Genomic DNA, 15,752 nt, shown 5'->3' with positions numbered 1-15,752 from the left:
CCAAGGGCGGCCCGGAGGCCCCCGGCTCCATGGCACAGAACCTGCACTGAAAACAGGTCACCACTTCGCCGCCACCCCCCATGGACGCCCCGGTCATGCCTTCGCCGCTGCCAGCCCGACCCGATGCGCCCCCGGCATCGCCGGACGCGTGCGCCAGGCCCGAGGTGGCGGTGCAGCGCATCATCAAGGTCCGGCGCGACTACAACAGCTGGGTCGCCAGCGAGACCATGGAGGACTATGCGCTGCGCTTCACCCCCCAGCGTTTTCGCAAGTGGTCGGAGTTCCGGGTTGCCAACACGGCGTTTGGCGCGGCCTCCTTCCTGATTCTGGAAGCCGTGGGGGCCACCCTGCTGGTGAAATACGGCTTCACCAATGCCTTCTGGGCGATTGTGGCCACCGGGCTGATCATTTTTCTGGCGGGGTTGCCCATCAGCATTTACGCCGCCCGCTACGGGGTTGACATGGATTTGCTGACCCGCGGCGCGGGTTTTGGCTATATCGGCTCCACGCTCACCTCGCTGATCTACGCGTCATTCACCTTCATTTTCTTCGCGCTCGAGGCGGCAGTCATGGCTTACGCGCTGGATCTTGCCCTGGGCATTCCGCCAAGCTGGGGTTACCTGATCTGTGCGCTGGTCGTGATTCCACTGGTCACCCACGGGGTGTCGGCGATCAGCCGCCTGCAGGTCTGGACGCAACCTTTGTGGATCGTGATGCTGGTGGTCCCCTTCATTTACGTATTGCTGCGCAATCCTGGTGCTTTTTTAGGGGTGCTGCACTACGGTGGTGATCTAGGGGGCGGCGGCGAGTTCAATTTGCACTTGTTTGGTGCTGCATTGACGGTGGGCATTGCGCTGATCACGCAAATGGGCGAGCAGGCAGACTACCTGCGCTTCATGCCGGTGCAGACCCGGGCCAATCGCTGGCGCTGGTGGGGCGGGGTGCTCGTCGGCGGGCCCGGCTGGGTTTTTCTGGGGGTGATCAAGATGCTGGGCGGCGCCCTGCTGGCCTACCTGGCCATCACCAACATGGTGCCGCCAGACCGGGCGGTCGACCCCAACCAGATGTACCTGGCGGCGTATGAATATGTGTTTCCCGACTATGGCCTGGCGGTGGCGGCCACGGCATTGTTCGTGGTGATCTCGCAGCTCAAGATCAACGTCACCAACGCCTATGCCGGCTCGCTGGCGTGGTCCAACTTCTTTTCGCGCCTGACGCACAGCCACCCCGGTCGCGTGGTGTGGGTGGTGTTCAACACGTTGATTGCCTTCATGCTCATGGAGATGAATGTGTTCCAGGCGCTGGGCGACGTGCTGGGCCTGTATTCCAACATTGCCATTGCCTGGGTGATGGCCGTGGTGGCCGACCTGGTGATCAACAAGCCGCTGGGCCTGTCGCCGCGGGGCATCGAATTCAAGCGTGCGCACCTCTACGACATCAACCCGGTGGGCGTGGGCGCGATGGCCCTGGCTTCCCTGTTGTCCGTGGCGGCTTACCTTGGGCTGTATGGTGAACTGGCGCGGGCTTTTTCTGCGGTGATCGCCATGGGGACCGCCTTTGTGACGGCGCCCCTGATTGCCTGGGCGACCAAGGGCCGCTACTACATTGCCCGCAGTTCGGGAGTGTCGGAGGCCGACGCGTCGTACCAGCGCTACGCCACGCAGCAATGCGTGATCTGCGAACGCGCTTATGAAGGCCCCGACATGGCGCATTGCCCGGCCTACCAGGGCCCCATCTGCTCGCTGTGTTGCACCCTGGACGCGCGCTGCGGCGATTTGTGCAAGCCGCAGGCCAGCCTGTCGGCGCAGTGGTCGGCGGCCCTGCGCTGGCTGCTGCCGCACCGCATCTGGCCTTATCTTGACACCGGGCTGGGCCACTTCCTGTTGCTGATGCTGATCATCGTGCCGCTGCTGGCCAGCGTGTTCGGGCTGCTCTACCACCAGGAGATGGGGGCACTCGGCGACTTCATGCTGTCCGGGTCGGCCCTGCGGTCGGGTTTTTTGAAGGCTTACATGGCGCTGCTGGTCATCGCCGGGCTGGTCGCCTGGTGGCTGGTGCTGGCGCACAAGAGCCGGCAGGTCGCACAGGAAGAGTCCAACCGGCAGACGCATTTGCTGATGCGCGAGATCGAGTTGCACCGCCAGACCGATGAAGCCCTGCAACAGGCCAAGCTGCATGCCGAGCACGCCAGGCACGCGGCCGACCAGGCCAACCAGGCCAAGAGCCGCTACATCAGCGCCATCAGCCATGAGCTGCGCACGCCGCTCAACAGCATTCTGGGTTATGCCCAGCTGATGGGCGAAGATGCTGCGATACCGCCGCACCGCAAGCAGGCGGTCAATGTGATCCGGCGCGGCGGCGAGCATCTGCTGTCGCTGATTGAAGGCACGCTGGACATCGCCCGCATCGAGGCGGGCAAGCTCACGCTCACGGTCAAGCCCATGCAGTTTGCCGATTGCGTGCATGAAATGGCGGGCATGTTCGAGCTTCAGGCTGCCGCCAAGGGCCTGGGCTTCCGGTTTGAGACCACCGGCAACTTGCCCGAGTTGGTGCGTGCCGATGAAAAGCGGGTCCGCCAGATCCTCATCAACCTGCTGGGCAATGCCATCAAGTTCACCGCTCACGGACAGGTGATCTTCCGGTTGCGCCATGCGCGCGAGATGGCCTATATCGACATTGAAGACACCGGCCCGGGCATGAGCGAAGCGGAACTGGCGCAGATTTTTGAGCCCTTCGCGCGCGGCGCCACGGCCGGCCACAGTGCGGAAGGCACGCCCGGCGCCGGCCTGGGCCTGACCATCGCCAAAATGCTGACCGACCTGATGGGCGGCGAGATGACGGTGCTCAGCACGCCGGGTGAAGGGTCGGTGTTCCGCGTCCGGCTGTTTCTGCCCGAAGTGCATGTGGCTGCCGGTGCCGGCAAAAGCACGTTCGCCGCACCGGCCAGGCGCCAGCCACGCGGCTACGAGGGCGTGCGCCGCAAGCTGCTGGTGGTGGACAACGAGGAGCCCGATCGCGAATTGCTGGTGCAGCTGCTCGAGCCCATGGGCTTTGACCTGCGCACCGCGGCCAGCGGCCATGATTGCCTGGATCTGCTGGCCGCCGGTTACCAGCCGGATGTCATTTTCATGGACCTCGCCATGCCGGGCATCGATGGCTGGGAAACCCTGCGCCGCGTGCGCAGTGCCGGGCACACCGGCACCCACCTGGCGATCGTGTCGGCCAATGCGTTCGACAAGGGGCTGGACAACGATGTCGGCATACCCTCGGAGGATTTCATCCTGAAACCGGTGCGCCATACCGAGCTGATCGACTGGCTGGAGCGGCGGCTCGGCTTGCGCTGGTGTTATGAGGCGCAGGCGGATGCGGGCCAGCTGCCGGCGCCGACGGCGCAGCCGCCGCGCGTCCTGCCCGATGCGCCGCAGCTGGCTGCCTTGCTCGAAGTGGTCACGCTCGGGTTTTACCGCGGCATCATGAACAAGCTGGCGGAAATTGAAACGCAGCAACCCGCTACCGCCGCTTTCGTCGAGGACATGCGGGCGCTGGCGCGGCAGTTCCAGTTCGAAGCTATGGGCCGGCAGCTCACCAACCAGGAGGCCGCCCATGAGCAGCGTGCTTGATTCCACCCGCGCTATGGACCGCAAGCTGGACCACACCCTGGACCGTGCCAACAGCGATGTGGTGCTGATCGTGGACGATGTGCCCGACAACCTCTCGGTGCTGCACGACGCACTCGATGAGTCGGGTTACACCGTGCTGGTCGCCACCAGCGGCGAAGCCGCCCTGAACCGGGCCCGGCAGGCCGTGCCGGACATTGTGCTGCTCGACGCCATGATGCCTGGCATGGACGGCTTCGAGGTGGCCAAGCGCCTGAAGGCCATGGCCGAGACCGCGCACATTCCCATCATCTTCATGACCGGGCTGACGGAAACCGAGCATCTGGTCGCCGCCCTGGAGGCGGGCGGCGTTGATTACGTGACCAAGCCGATCAAGCCCAAGGAGGTCATGGCGCGCATGGGCGTGCACCTGCAGGGCGCTCGCCGTGCCCGCCAGGAGGCCCGGCAGGCGGGCCAGGCGCGCAATGCGCTGGACGCGTTCGGTTATGCCAGCATCACCGTGCGCATGGGCGGGCCGGGCGACGGCAAGCTGATCTGGCAAACCCCGCTGGCGCGTGATCTGTTGATGCGCTACTACGGCACCTCGGCACCCCAGACCCCCGAACCGGTGCTGAACTGGCTGCGTCGCCACCAGGCCGAGGCCGAGGCTGGGGGTGGGCGCGAGCTTGAGCCGCCGCGCCTGGCCGTGGAACAGGGGCCGCGCCGGCTGACATTCCGGCTGCACCGGCACACCGGCGATGCGGGGGCAGACGGTGACGGCACGGGCGACTGGCTGATCGTGATGCGCGAAATCTCCGACGATGCGGTGGTCGAGGCCATGAGCCTGAGCTTCAAGCTCACGGCCCGCGAGGCCGAGGTGCTCTACTGGGTGATCAAGGGCAAGATCAACCGCGACATCGCCGGCATTCTGGGTGCCAGCCCGGCCACTGTCAAAAAGCATCTGGAGCATGTTTACGCCAAGCTCGGCGTGGAAACCCGCACAGCCGCCGCCGGCATGGCGCTGAACCGCATCCGGCAGCTTCATCCGCAGTTTGAGGCGTGAATGAAGCAGGGGCGTGACGCAGGGTAAGGGCTCGGGATGCGCGATGCGTGCCAGACTGTTACAATAGCGGCTTCGGTATAGCACCAGATTTTTACATCGAAGCCTTTTGCCACAGGCTTCCTTCTCAAATACGGCGCTTTCAAGAGCCCGAATTCACAGTGCGTTCAGCGCCCCTAGAGCCCTGAACCCTTCACAGCACTGTTCCATTTCCTGGCGAGCACTCCCCAACAGTGCCCCTCAAAGGCTCAACCAGCCCAGCCCTTTCCAAGGGGCCTGGCGGGCAGAAACCGAAYACCCGCCGGCTTGTTCGCAAGCCGTTTACTCTTTATTTTTTCGACTTACAAGCCGGGACCCACGACTTGGCAACCCGGCCCAGGACATTTATGAACATTGATCACAACAAAATCGCGGTGGGCAAATACCTAGTCTCGCCGCTCGCCAAAGAGCAGGGCGAAGGACGTTACGCCGCCTCGGTTTCCATCCGCTCCGGGCGCGGCAGCGCGTCGCATGACCGCGTTCTGCGTTTCAGCGGCCTTTTCGACAGCGCGGCAGCCGCGCTGCATTACGCCACCGAGCACGCCCTGCGCTGGATTCATGAGCGCTCATCGCCGGCTTGCTGTTGACTGGCGGCCGCCCCCTGTCGGGGTCAGCCAGGACAGCCAGATAAACGTTAAACAAGCAAGCCAAAAGACAGACAGATAGTCAAACAGGTTTTTTCAAATTCTCAAGGAGTTACATCATGGCCAAAGAAGAACTGATTGAAATGCATGGATTGGTGGACGAAGTGCTGCCAGATTCGCGTTTCCGCGTGACGCTCGACAATGGCCACAAACTGGTGGCCTATACCTCCGGCAAGATGCGCAAAAACCATATCCGCATCCTGGCCGGCGATCAGGTGTCGCTGGAGTTGTCGCCCTACGACCTGAGCAAGGGCCGCATTACCTTCCGCCACATTGCCGGCCGCGGACCGGGCCCTGCCCAGCGGCCTGCGCGCTAAGCCAAGCCCGCACAAAGGCAGACCCCGCAAAACAGGAAAAGCAGGGAAAGGCCCGCGTTCAGGGATGACCGTTTCCGCAGCGCGGCCGGTCAGATGGCTTCGGCTTCGCGCGAACCCGCCATGTGCTCCGTTTTCTGGTCCAGCAGGACTTCAGGCTCCTGGGCCTCGATCCAGGTCTCATTGTCCAGTCCGGCCTTCAGCCGGCTGGTGTCCAGATCCCCCGTCCACTTGGCCACCACCAGCGTGGCCACGCCATTGCCGATCAGGTTGGTCAGCGCCCGCGCCTCCGACATGAACCGGTCTATCCCCAGGATCAGCGCCAGACCGGCCACGGGAACCGTGCCCACGGCAGACAGGGTGGCGGCCAGCACGATGAAACCACTGCCGGTAATGCCGGCCGCTCCCTTCGACGTCAGCAGCAATACGGCCAGCAGCGTCAACTCCTGGGTAAGCGTCATGGGCGTGTTGGTGGCCTGCGCGATAAACACGGCCGCCATGGTCAGGTAGATGGATGTGCCGTCCAGGTTGAACGAATAACCCGTTGGAATCACCAGGCCCACGGTGGTTTTTTTTGCGCCCAGGTTTTCCATTTTCTCCATTATGCGCGGCAGCACCGACTCCGACGACGAGGTGCCTAGCACGATCAGCAGCTCTTCCTTGATGTACTTGATGAATTTCCAGATGCTGAAGCCGTGCAGGCGCGCAATCAGGCCGAGCACCACAAAGATAAAGATCAGGCAGGTCAGGTAGAACGCACCCATCAGTTTACCAAGCGAAAACAGCGTGCCGACGCCGTATTTGCCGATGGTGAAAGCCATCGCGCCAAAGGCGCCTATGGGCGCCAGCTTCATGATGAAGCCGACGATGGTAAAGAGCACGTGCGAGGTTTTTTCGATGAAGTCGAAGACCAGCGTGCCGCGCCCGCCGAAGCGGTGCAAGGCAAAGCCAAACATCACGGCAATCAGCAGCACCTGCAAAATCTCGCCCTTGGCAAATGCATCGATCAGCGTCGCTGGTATGACGTTGAGCAGGAAGTCGGTCGTGCCCACCATCTTGCCCGGTCCGGTGTAGGCGGCGATGGATTTTGTGTCCAGCGTCGACGCATCGACGTTCATGCCTGCGCCGGGCTGGAGCACATTCACCAGAACCAGCCCGATGATCAATGCAAAGGTGCTGACGACTTCGAAGTACAGCAGTGCCAGGCCACCGGTCTTGCCCACTTTCTTCATGTCTTCCATGCCCGCGATGCCGACTACCACGGTGCAGAAAATGATGGGGGCAATCATCATCTTGATCAGCTTGATGAAACCATCGCCCAGGGGTTTCATTTCGGCGCCGAGGGCAGGATAAAAATGCCCGAGTGCCACACCAGCGATCACGGCGCACACCACCTGAAAATAAAGGGAGCGGTACAGTGGAGGTTTGCTGCTGCCTGTTATTGTCGTTGTCATGGCCGGAGCGCATCGCCAGATGCGGTGTTTATGACGGGGTGTTCAATATAGCCTTGTGAGAAAAAATTGCAAGGCGGGTTCGGGGCACCGGAAACCCGGGCCACACAAGAGCTGCGGGTTGCTGTTCACGGGGCTCCGCCCGCTCCGGGCGCGGACCTGTAAAAGGCGATAAAGGTGTCCCGGCTCAGGTCGCGGGGCCTGCGCCGCCGGGATGCGCGGTGGGCGTCGGCCGTGCCATCCAGGCAATCAGCGAGGACCGCATGGCTTCTTCCACCGACATGTCAATGGGCTGCACCCACTCGGTCGGCACGAACACGGTGTAGCCGCCAATCATGTAGCCCATGGGCAAATACACCGCGACGCGTTCACCCGGCAAAAAGCCTGCGGGCAAATCGGCAAAACTGCGACGCGTGATCAGCCCCACAATTTCCAGGGGGTGACCAGGCATGCGCAGGATCACCACGCTTTGTTCCGCCTGCTTGCCGGCCGGTGAAAAGTAGTCTGCAAAACTTTTCAGCGACGAGTAAATGCTCTTCACCACCGGCAGGTTGGTAAACGGCAGTTCGGCAAATGACAGCAGCTTTCGCACACGGGGCTTGGACACCAGGAAGCCAATCACCAGAATGATCAAAATGCCGAACACCAGGCCCAGGCCGGGCACGTAAAAGCCGCCTATCACTGGACGCAATATCCAGAGGGCCGCAGTTTCTGTCCAGGCCAGAAAGATATAGAGCAGGTACAGCGTCAGGGCCACCGGCAAAACGGTGATGAGGCCGCGAAAGAAATATTTGTAGAGGCTTTTCATGGGAGTGAGGGTATTTGTTCGCGGCCGCGGGGGGAGCCGGCAAAGGCATCACCGCAGATGACGTTGACAGCATGGGGTAACTCCGGGTCCCAATATAACCATTTCACGTGACGCGGCTTTTCACGTGACACGAGCGCTGTCCCCTGTCATCGGTGCCGTCCTACATCGGCTGGGTATGAAGCACTGCCCGCGCCGGCTTGCATTTGCCTAGACTGATGTTGAACCGGTTTTATCTTCAATCTTCATATACCTGCTGGTTCCATTGGTGAACATCGGTGAATATTGGTGAGTCTTGAGGAAAATTTTCAAATAATTTTTCAGGCGGATCGCTGTGGATTCGTCTGGATCTGGAACAAGCCATGAATCAGTCCAAACTGGTCAGCGCGCAGTTCAACGCGCCGTTGCGCTCGCTGGCCCTAACCGTCGAAGAAACGGCCCCCGGGGATTTTCGCTGGCGTATTCTGGAAGGCCACGGCAACCCTCCGGTATTCAAATCCATAGGGAGCGCCAACAGGACGTTTTCGGCCTACGACGCGGCACTGGCTACCGGCTATGGCGAGCTGCAGCGCCTGGTTGGCCCCGACCTCCAGTATGGTCCGCGCGCGGCGCCTGACGCTGTGGTGAACTTCATCCGCATAGCCTCTGCATCGCCTCCGAGGCCTGTTGAACGTGCCGACCCCTTGATGTCCCCGCCCGTGACCAATGGCGGCTTCACCTCGCACATACGAAGGCCCGCATGAAACCCGACCTGGAGGCTGACTACGCCCGCTTGCGGGCCGATCTGCAGGCCCTGATGATGCAGCCTGTGAAAGATTTTCTGCGCATCGACCAGATCGTGGACCAACTGGAGCAGGTTCAGCTCGCCATCAAGGAAGAGCACGGCGTCAAAGGCAACAACCCTAACGAATAGCCAGCTGCTGGATTGATGCGACGCCTTGAGCAGGTCCTGGTGCTTGCGAGTCGGCACATGGGTAGCATTTTGTGACCTCGCTTGTCCTACATGGTCCTTCGCATCGAACCGACGCTGCGCCAGCCGCGGCTCCGCGTAAATTGACAGCAGCTGGCAATACGGCCAGCCTTCGACTAACCCCAGTGCCTGTAATGGGCACGATTAAGGAGTAGAAATGAAAGCATCCAAAACCCTGGCTTCTACCGTAGCCGCCGCTGCTGTGGTTGGTGCCATCGGGCTGGCTTATGCCCAGACACCGGATCCTGGCACGCAACCGGCTACACCGGCCGACACCTCCAGCCAGACCATGCAAAACCAGCCCAGCCCAAGTACCAGCCCGGGCATGACTACGGAAAGCCCGTCGACAGCCGTAACCGAGCGTCCGGCCCAGGCTGACCGCAACTGAGCCCGACCGAACCCGTACGCGGGTGTGAGTTCTTCCCGGGCCGGCAGAACGCGTTTCGCGCTGCCGGCCCGAGGTGCGTTCATACGCGCCAAGGTCGCTAAAGGTTTGTCCACATGGCCCTCGGCAGAGAGTTCATGCAATTCGTGCGATCCATTCAAGTGCCCGGCTCCCAGGCCGCTGGTGGTGAGACGGCCCTGCCTCTACCAGAGCCGGGTGAACCGGGTGAACGCAGCAGCGGGCGCTCGGATCTGCTGGATGGCATCAAGCAGGGCGTTTTGCTGGGCGCTGCGATTCTGGCGCTTACATTGCCACCGCTGCGTATGGGTACCCCTTACGGTACCCCTTACAGCCAGCCGGGGCCGCGCTATGCGGACTTCGCCGGCGAAAGCGCATCCGCCGATGCGCAGCATGTCGCCAACTGGGTGGTCGACTCGGGCGACAACCAGCGGCTTTTTTTCGTGATCCTGGACAAGAAAAATACCCGGGTGTTCGTGTTTGACCCTGCCGGCAAGTTGCGCGGTGCGACCCCGGTGCTGATCGGCGCCGCGAAAGGCGACGATTCCGTCACCGGCATTGGCGGGCGGCCCATTGCGGAAGTGGAGCCGCAGGAGCGCACCACGCCAGCTGGCCGCTTCATGGCAGAACCTGGCCGTAACACCCTCGGCGAAGACGTGGTGTGGGTCGACTACGAGGCGGCGGTGTCCATGCACCGGGTACGTGCCCTGGAGCCCAAGGAGCGCCGGCTGGAACGCCTGGCCTCGCCCACCACCGAAGACAACCGCATTTCCTATGGCTGCATCAACATGCCGGTCGAGTTTTTTGAGAACGTGCTCAAGCCGGCCTTCAACGCCCGCTATGGCGTGGTGTATGTGCTGCCGGAGGTCAAGTCCGTCGGCGAAGTCTTCACCTCGGCCTACGATGTGGCCGCCAGGCACGGCCTGAGGCCTGCAGGCTAGTCACAATACGGTTCAGCTTGCACATCGCGTGCAGCGCCGATCATCTCCTTCCCCCGCTGGGGAAGGCCGGGATGGGGGCTCGCGGCGTGGGCGTCGCCCCCGCCGTGCTGACCCGGTCGTCGCTTGCCCCACCCAGCCCTCCCCCGGAAGGGGAGGGAGCTTCACGGATCCTTAACGAATGAAAAGGCCTTCGCCGTCCTGCTCCACTTCTTCCGGCGGCCTGATTTGTAACAGGTCCTTCCGGTTGCCCGGGACAGATTTCGCCTGCCGGAAAAAAATGGCGCCATGCAGAAAATAAGCCACAGCCCGGCGTTTGTTACACGGCCCTCCGGTGGTGCAAAAAACAGGAGTGTGTCCACAAGGAATGGTCATCTCATGCTACAGAAGTGATAGCGAATTGGAGAGTGTTTTGATGGGGCATTCGTTGTAAACATTTGCTTGCATCGCTAACATCAGCGGCATCCGTAGCCGGACCAATCACCGAGGGGTGGGTCCGGCTTTTTTTGATCTGTGCGCTTGCGCACGTTATTGGCGCAACCCGCAGGATCTCCGATGTTGTTGACAGGCAAGCTGCTGCACGCTCCCATCGTCCAGATGGCACTGCTCGTGGGCGCGGCGCTGGCGCCCTTGCTGTCAGCTGCCGCGCCGGCGGCGGCTTTGGAGCCGATGGACAACCGCGGCTTTGACCTGGCGCTGGAGTCCGCTTCGGACGATGCGCAATACGCGCTGCAATGGATTGTCGGGCAGGGCGACAACCAGGGGCTGCCCTTTGTCATCGTCGATAAGAAGGGCGCCCGCGTCTTTGTGTTTGCGGCCAACGGCCGCCTGCGCGGCGCTTCCGCTGCGCTGTTGGGCCTCACGCCAGGCGACCACTCGGTCCCCGGCATTGAGCAGCGCAGCGTGGCCAGCCTGCGGATGGACGAACGCACCACCCCCGCCGGCCGGTTTGTCTCGGAGCCGGGGCACAACCTCCAGGGTGAAGCAATTGTCTGGATCGACTATGCCGCCAAGCTGGCCATCCACCGGCTGCGCCCGGCCGACCCGAAAGAACGCCGTGCGGAGCGGCTGGTGTCAGCCACGCCCGACGACAACCGCATTTCCATCGGCTGTGTCGTGGTGCCTGTGGATTTCTACGACACGGTGGTGGCCCCCGTGCTGGGCAAAAGCTACGGCGTGGTGTATGTGCTGCCCGAGACCCAGCCTGTGCAGCACATCCTGGGTGCCACAGCCCTGAGCCAGCGGTAGACCCCCCTTATCCGCGCCCAATACTGATCGTACTGGCCGCGCTGGCCAGCTGAAGACCTGAGCAACTGCTTCATCGCGCAGTCTGTCCGGACGCCAGCTGTCCCACGTCAGCACCGCCGCCCGCATAAGGTGGTCGCTCCGGCAATTGCCCAATTGTCTTGTCGGGCATCGCGCTGACACCCCCGGCGCAACCGGAAAACCTTGAAATTTACCCTGCAGTCTCGCCGCTTGAGACGCTGGTTTGACGCGTCATCGACCGGCGGCGACATTGGATCGCGCCTGTCCGGGCATCGCAAAGCTGTTGAACAAAACTACTGCAGGAGACAAACCCATGATTTTCCGGAATCTCATGAAAATGATCGCCATGACGGCCCTCCTGGCAGCTTGCCAGGCCGCCATGGCGCAAGGCTACCCCTCCCGGGCGGTGAAGTTCGTCGTGGGGTCCGCAGCCGGGTCGACTCCCGATGTGGTGGGCAGGCTGATGGCCCAAAAAATGACGGAGAACCTCGGAATGCCCGTCGTCGTCGACAACCGCCCCGGGGCATCCGGGACGCTGGCATCCGACGCCGTCGCCAAGGCTTCGGCGGACGGATACACCCTGCTGTTTGCTGACAGTTCCGCGTGGGCCATCAATCCGCATTTGTTCAGCAAGCTTCCCTATCACCCGCTGAAGGATCTGGTCCCCGTCGTCGAGGTGGGCATCCTGCCCATGTTTCTGGTGGTGAACGGCTCGCTGCCGGCGGCCAACCTGCAGCAGCTGATGGCGCATGCCAAAAAAATGCCCGGCAAGCTGAGCTACGGCTCGGCGGGTAACGGCTCCATCCACCACATCAGTGCCGAGCTGTTCAAGTTCATGGGCGGGGTCGACATCACGCATGTCCCTACAAGGGCGCGGCCCAGGTGGGCATGGCCCTGATGTCCGGCGAGGTGGACATGGCGTTCATGGGCTACACCGCAGCAGCGCAGGGCGTCAGCGCCGGAAAGGTCCGAATCCTGGCCATCGGCACGGCGCAGCGCCTGCCGGCGTTTCCCAATGTGCCCACGCTTTCCGAGTCGGGCTTGCCCGGCTATCAGATGTATGCCACGGCTGGGCTTCTTGCGCCCGCCGGCACACCGCCGGAGGTCATCAAAAAAATGCACGATGCCGCCGCAGCGGCCGCCACGTCCAGCGAGCTGGCCGCACGCTTTTCCGCCGTGGGCGTGGGTTTGCGGGTGGGTTCGTCGGCGGAATTTGGCGCTGTCATCCGCAGCGAGTACGAAAAGTTTGGCCGGCTGGTCAAGCTGTCCGGCGCCCAGGTGGACTGAGCGGCCGCACCGCCAACACATTCAACATTTATTCAACCCCCAATCAACCCCCAATCAACCCCCAAATCAACCCCATTCAACACGTCCTGAAAGCCGATATGGATCAAAAAATACAAAACGTTCTGCCCGCACACCGCGATCTCTACTACGACGGGGCGTGGCACCCACCCCGCGGCGGCTACCTGGAGACGAGCAATCCGGCCACCGGTGAAAGCCTGGGCTCCTGCGCCGAGGCTAACCAGGAGGATGTGGATGCCGCCGTAGCCGCGGCGCACAAGGCGTTTGCCGGCTGGCGCAGGACCACGCCGGCTGTCCGCGCCGCTGCACTTCGCGAGATGGCCAACATCCTCAGGTCAAACGCCGAAGAGCTGGCGCTGATTGATGCGGCCAACTGCGGAAATCCGGTGCGCGAAATGATGGGCGATGCGGCAGCTGCCGCGCGCATGCTGGACCTGTCGGCGGCACTGGCGGGAGAGGTCAAGGGCGACACCATTCCCATGGGCGAGGATGTCATCAATTTTTCAGTGCGTGAACCTTTTGGTGTCTGCGGACGCATCGTGGCCTACAACCATCCGCTCATGTTCACCGCGGGCAAGGCCGGGCCGGCGCTGGCCACCGGCAACACCGTCATCATGAAGCCTCCCTACCAGGCCCCGCTGTCGGCCTATCGATTCATGGAACTGGTCGATGGCATTCTCCCGCCCGGCGTCCTCAACGTCCTGACCTGCGGCACGCCGGGCGCGCAGGCCTTGGTGGCCCACCCGCTGGTGCCCCGGCTGTCGCTGATCGGCAGTGTGCCGACGGGCCGCGCGATCGCCAAGGCCGGGGCTGAGCAACTCAAGCATGTGACGCTTGAGCTGGGCGGCAAGAACGCCTGCATCATCTACCCCGATGCCGACATCGAGAAGGCAGCACGCGCTGCCGTGGACGGCATGAACTTCACCTGGTGCGGGCAATCCTGCGGGTCGACCTCGCGGCTGTTTGTGCACCAGTCCGTCTATGGCCGTGTGATGGACATCCTGCTCCAGAGAATGCAGCACTACCAACCTGGCATCCCGACCGAGATGGAGACCACCATGGGCTGCATCGTCTCGCGCGCGCAGCTCGACAAGGTGCTGGGCTATATCGAGATCGGAAAGCGGGAGGGGGCAACCCTTGCTTACGGTGGCAAGAGGCCGCAAGCGGCTGAGTTGCGCAATGGGTGTTTTGTGGAGCCCACGGTGTTCACCGGCGTAACACCCGCCATGCGGATTGCCCGCGAAGAGATCTTCGGCCCTGTCCTGTCGGTCATCCAGTGGGACGACGAGGAACAGATGTTCGAGGACGTGAACGCGGTCGAGTACGGGCTGACCGGCTCGATCTGGACCACCAACCTGCGCAATGCCCACAAGGCAGCCAGCCGCATCGAGGCAGGCTACATCTGGGTCAACAAGGCCAGCACGCATTTTCTGGGGGCCTCGTTTGGGGGCTACAAACAATCGGGTATTGGCCGGGAGGAAAGTTTCGAGGAACTCCTCAGCTTCACACAGAACAAGAACGTGCATATCGCCTTCTAGTGGACTGTAACGATTGAATCGAAAGTGCTCTACAGAGGGAAATGTCCACTCTCTTTCTTCCGTTACAGTCCACTAGTGCTGCATCCGATGGGGCGCCAGACCGTTCGATACGCCGGGCTGCCGCGTCTCCTGCCGTGGCGCGGGTGACACAAAGCCACGGGATGTTGCGCACGGTCTCAGGCCCTGAGGGCCCTGGATTGACCGACCGCCGGCTGGTGATGACATGGGCCTCCTACCGCAACCCGCTTTGACTGCAATCAGGCGGCGATCAAGAGGCAATCAAACCGCAATCGGTGGGAAATCAGTCGCGCAATCCCTTGGTCTTCTCCACTTTCGTTGCCCTGCCCACCCCATCAACCTGGGGTAGGCCGGGGCGGCAGGGCAGCGCGTGCGCGACAGGACGGCAAAACAAGAACCAGGAACGCTTCATTCCGGCTTGATATTGGCCGCCTTGGCCAGTTGCTCATAGCGCAGCTTGTCCGAGCGGATCAGCCGCGACAGGTCCGCACCGCTGCCCGCATAAGGCTCCACGCCGGCGTTGGAAAGGCGCGACTGCACGGCAGGGTCTGCCAGCACTTTTTGCACGTCGGCAATGATGCGTGTCACCACTGCCGCCGGCATGCTGGCCGGTCCCATCAACGCGAACCAGGTGGAAAAATCGAGTGGCTTCAGGCCCTGCTCTTCCAGCGTGGCCACGTCCGGCAGCAGTGCGTAGCGCTTTTGGCTGGCCACACCCACCACATTCAGCTTGCCTGCCTTGGCGTAGGGCGCGACCAGGTTGGCGCTGAGGATGGCCAGCGGAATCTGGCCGCCCACCACGTCCGTGACGGCTGGCGCGCAGCCCTTGTAGCCCGCGTGCACGGCGTCCAGGTTGGTCTTTTGCTTGACCAGTTCCATGACGAAGTGCATCGGTGTGCCCACGCCGCAGGAGCCGTAGCTCAGCTTGCCGGGGTTGGCCCGGGCATAGTCCTGGAGCTGCTTGAGGCTTTTCACGTTGAGGCTGGGGTGGGCCGCCAGCGCAATCGGCGTGATGCCCAGCAGCATGATGGGCGTCAGGTCTTTCTCGGGGTCGTAGTTGAGTTTCACGCCCAGCCCCATGTTGACCACCATGGTGCTGTTTTGCAGCAGCAGCGTGTAGCCGTCGGCCGGCGAGCGAACCACGGCTTCCGAGCCGATGTTGCCCGACGCACCCGCGCGGTTGTCCACCGCGACGCCCTGGCCCCACAGCTGCTGCAGGCTGGCGCCCAGCTGGCGCGCCAGCGTATCGGCACCGCCGCCGGTTCCATAGGGAACGATGATGCGAACGGATTTGCTGGGGTAGGTATCTGCCTGGGCAGCGGGTGCCAGGCTCAGACTGGCCAGCGCCAGGCCGAGGATGCCGCACAGGCCCCAAGGCGATTTCAATGTCAAGTTCAAGTTCAAA

The 15,752-nt window shown here is 62.6% G+C and carries 13 protein-coding genes and 1 pseudogene; 11 read left to right on the top strand and 3 right to left on the bottom strand.

Annotated features, from left to right (window positions below):
• Positions 1-95: 95 nt before the first annotated feature.
• The 4 genes from AC1DUB_RS02235 (at position 96) to infA (ending at position 5,656) form a co-directional block, all read left to right on the top strand.
• On the top strand, positions 96-3,620 hold the full coding sequence (locus AC1DUB_RS02235) for a hybrid sensor histidine kinase/response regulator (protein WP_477728125.1): 3,525 nt from the start codon (positions 96-98) through the stop codon (positions 3,618-3,620).
• Positions 3,604-4,659, top strand: a complete 1,056-nt coding sequence (locus tag AC1DUB_RS02230; protein ID WP_477728124.1) for a response regulator — start codon at positions 3,604-3,606, stop codon at positions 4,657-4,659. Before AC1DUB_RS02235 ends, AC1DUB_RS02230 begins: the two co-directional genes overlap by 17 nt.
• Positions 4,660-5,042: 383 nt before the next feature.
• Positions 5,043-5,282: a hypothetical protein gene (locus tag AC1DUB_RS02225; protein WP_477728123.1), complete on the top strand. Its 240-nt coding sequence runs from the start codon at positions 5,043-5,045 to the stop codon at positions 5,280-5,282.
• A 116-nt stretch (positions 5,283-5,398) separates the two neighbouring features.
• Positions 5,399-5,656, top strand: coding sequence for a translation initiation factor IF-1 (infA, locus tag AC1DUB_RS02220; protein ID WP_477720704.1), 258 nt, complete (start codon positions 5,399-5,401; stop codon positions 5,654-5,656).
• Positions 5,657-5,745: 89 nt separating this feature from the next.
• Here the strand turns inward: infA and AC1DUB_RS02215 are convergent, their stop codons facing one another.
• Both AC1DUB_RS02215 and AC1DUB_RS02210 read right to left on the bottom strand, forming a co-directional pair.
• Positions 5,746-7,107, bottom strand: coding sequence for a dicarboxylate/amino acid:cation symporter (locus AC1DUB_RS02215; RefSeq protein ID WP_477728122.1), 1,362 nt, complete (start codon positions 7,105-7,107; stop codon positions 5,746-5,748).
• 184 nt (positions 7,108-7,291) lie between these two features.
• A complete protein-coding gene (locus AC1DUB_RS02210) occupies positions 7,292-7,912 on the bottom strand; it encodes a DUF502 domain-containing protein (RefSeq protein WP_477720702.1) in 621 nt (206 codons plus the stop codon).
• A 359-nt stretch (positions 7,913-8,271) separates the two neighbouring features.
• Between AC1DUB_RS02210 and AC1DUB_RS02205 the strand changes: the two genes are divergently transcribed.
• From AC1DUB_RS02205 to AC1DUB_RS02175, 7 genes and pseudogenes are all read left to right on the top strand, one after another.
• Positions 8,272-8,652: a hypothetical protein gene (locus AC1DUB_RS02205; RefSeq protein ID WP_477728121.1), complete on the top strand. Its 381-nt coding sequence runs from the start codon at positions 8,272-8,274 to the stop codon at positions 8,650-8,652.
• A complete protein-coding gene (locus AC1DUB_RS02200) occupies positions 8,649-8,822 on the top strand; it encodes a hypothetical protein (RefSeq protein WP_477728120.1) in 174 nt (57 codons plus the stop codon). The genes AC1DUB_RS02205 and AC1DUB_RS02200 overlap by 4 nt, the downstream gene beginning before the upstream one ends.
• 214 nt (positions 8,823-9,036) lie before the next feature.
• A complete protein-coding gene (locus tag AC1DUB_RS02195; protein ID WP_477728119.1) occupies positions 9,037-9,267 on the top strand; it encodes a hypothetical protein in 231 nt (76 codons plus the stop codon).
• Positions 9,268-9,401: 134 nt separating this feature from the next.
• Positions 9,402-10,223 carry a hypothetical protein gene (locus AC1DUB_RS02190; protein WP_477728118.1) on the top strand — a complete coding sequence of 274 codons (822 nt, stop codon included), beginning with the start codon at positions 9,402-9,404 and terminating at the stop codon, positions 10,221-10,223.
• A gap of 552 nt (positions 10,224-10,775) precedes the next feature.
• Positions 10,776-11,468, top strand: a complete 693-nt coding sequence (locus AC1DUB_RS02185) for a hypothetical protein (protein WP_477728117.1) — start codon at positions 10,776-10,778, stop codon at positions 11,466-11,468.
• Positions 11,469-11,799: 331 nt separating this feature from the next.
• Positions 11,800-12,773: pseudogene (locus tag AC1DUB_RS02180) on the top strand (Bug family tripartite tricarboxylate transporter substrate binding protein).
• Positions 12,774-12,871: 98 nt separating this feature from the next.
• Positions 12,872-14,329, top strand: coding sequence for an aldehyde dehydrogenase family protein (locus tag AC1DUB_RS02175; RefSeq protein WP_477728116.1), 1,458 nt, complete (start codon positions 12,872-12,874; stop codon positions 14,327-14,329).
• Positions 14,330-14,755: 426 nt separating this feature from the next.
• On the opposite strand, the gene AC1DUB_RS02170 is transcribed toward AC1DUB_RS02175, so the two are convergent.
• Positions 14,756-15,745, bottom strand: coding sequence for a Bug family tripartite tricarboxylate transporter substrate binding protein (locus tag AC1DUB_RS02170; protein ID WP_477728115.1), 990 nt, complete (start codon positions 15,743-15,745; stop codon positions 14,756-14,758).
• Positions 15,746-15,752: the final 7 nt, after the last annotated feature.

Source organism: Polaromonas sp. P4_F9, assembly GCF_056401235.1.
This window is presented reverse-complemented; position numbering and strand designations above follow the sequence as displayed.

What these genes read in the sequence shown, in the direction of transcription:
- AC1DUB_RS02235 (WP_477728125.1), top strand. Translation starts at nt 96, where the DNA reads ATGCCTTCGCCGCTGCCAGCCCGACCCGATGCGCCCCCGGCATCGCCG.
- AC1DUB_RS02175 (WP_477728116.1), top strand. Translation starts at nt 12,872, where the DNA reads ATGGATCAAAAAATACAAAACGTTCTGCCCGCACACCGCGATCTCTAC.
- AC1DUB_RS02185 (WP_477728117.1), top strand. Translation starts at nt 10,776, where the DNA reads ATGTTGTTGACAGGCAAGCTGCTGCACGCTCCCATCGTCCAGATGGCA.
- AC1DUB_RS02215 (WP_477728122.1), bottom strand. Translation starts at nt 7,107, where the DNA reads ATGACAACGACAATAACAGGCAGCAGCAAACCTCCACTGTACCGCTCC.
- AC1DUB_RS02205 (WP_477728121.1), top strand. Translation starts at nt 8,272, where the DNA reads ATGAATCAGTCCAAACTGGTCAGCGCGCAGTTCAACGCGCCGTTGCGC.
- AC1DUB_RS02210 (WP_477720702.1), bottom strand. Translation starts at nt 7,912, where the DNA reads ATGAAAAGCCTCTACAAATATTTCTTTCGCGGCCTCATCACCGTTTTG.
- AC1DUB_RS02230 (WP_477728124.1), top strand. Translation starts at nt 3,604, where the DNA reads ATGAGCAGCGTGCTTGATTCCACCCGCGCTATGGACCGCAAGCTGGAC.
- AC1DUB_RS02225 (WP_477728123.1), top strand. Translation starts at nt 5,043, where the DNA reads ATGAACATTGATCACAACAAAATCGCGGTGGGCAAATACCTAGTCTCG.
- AC1DUB_RS02190 (WP_477728118.1), top strand. Translation starts at nt 9,402, where the DNA reads ATGCAATTCGTGCGATCCATTCAAGTGCCCGGCTCCCAGGCCGCTGGT.
- AC1DUB_RS02195 (WP_477728119.1), top strand. Translation starts at nt 9,037, where the DNA reads ATGAAAGCATCCAAAACCCTGGCTTCTACCGTAGCCGCCGCTGCTGTG.
- AC1DUB_RS02200 (WP_477728120.1), top strand. Translation starts at nt 8,649, where the DNA reads ATGAAACCCGACCTGGAGGCTGACTACGCCCGCTTGCGGGCCGATCTG.
- infA (WP_477720704.1), top strand. Translation starts at nt 5,399, where the DNA reads ATGGCCAAAGAAGAACTGATTGAAATGCATGGATTGGTGGACGAAGTG.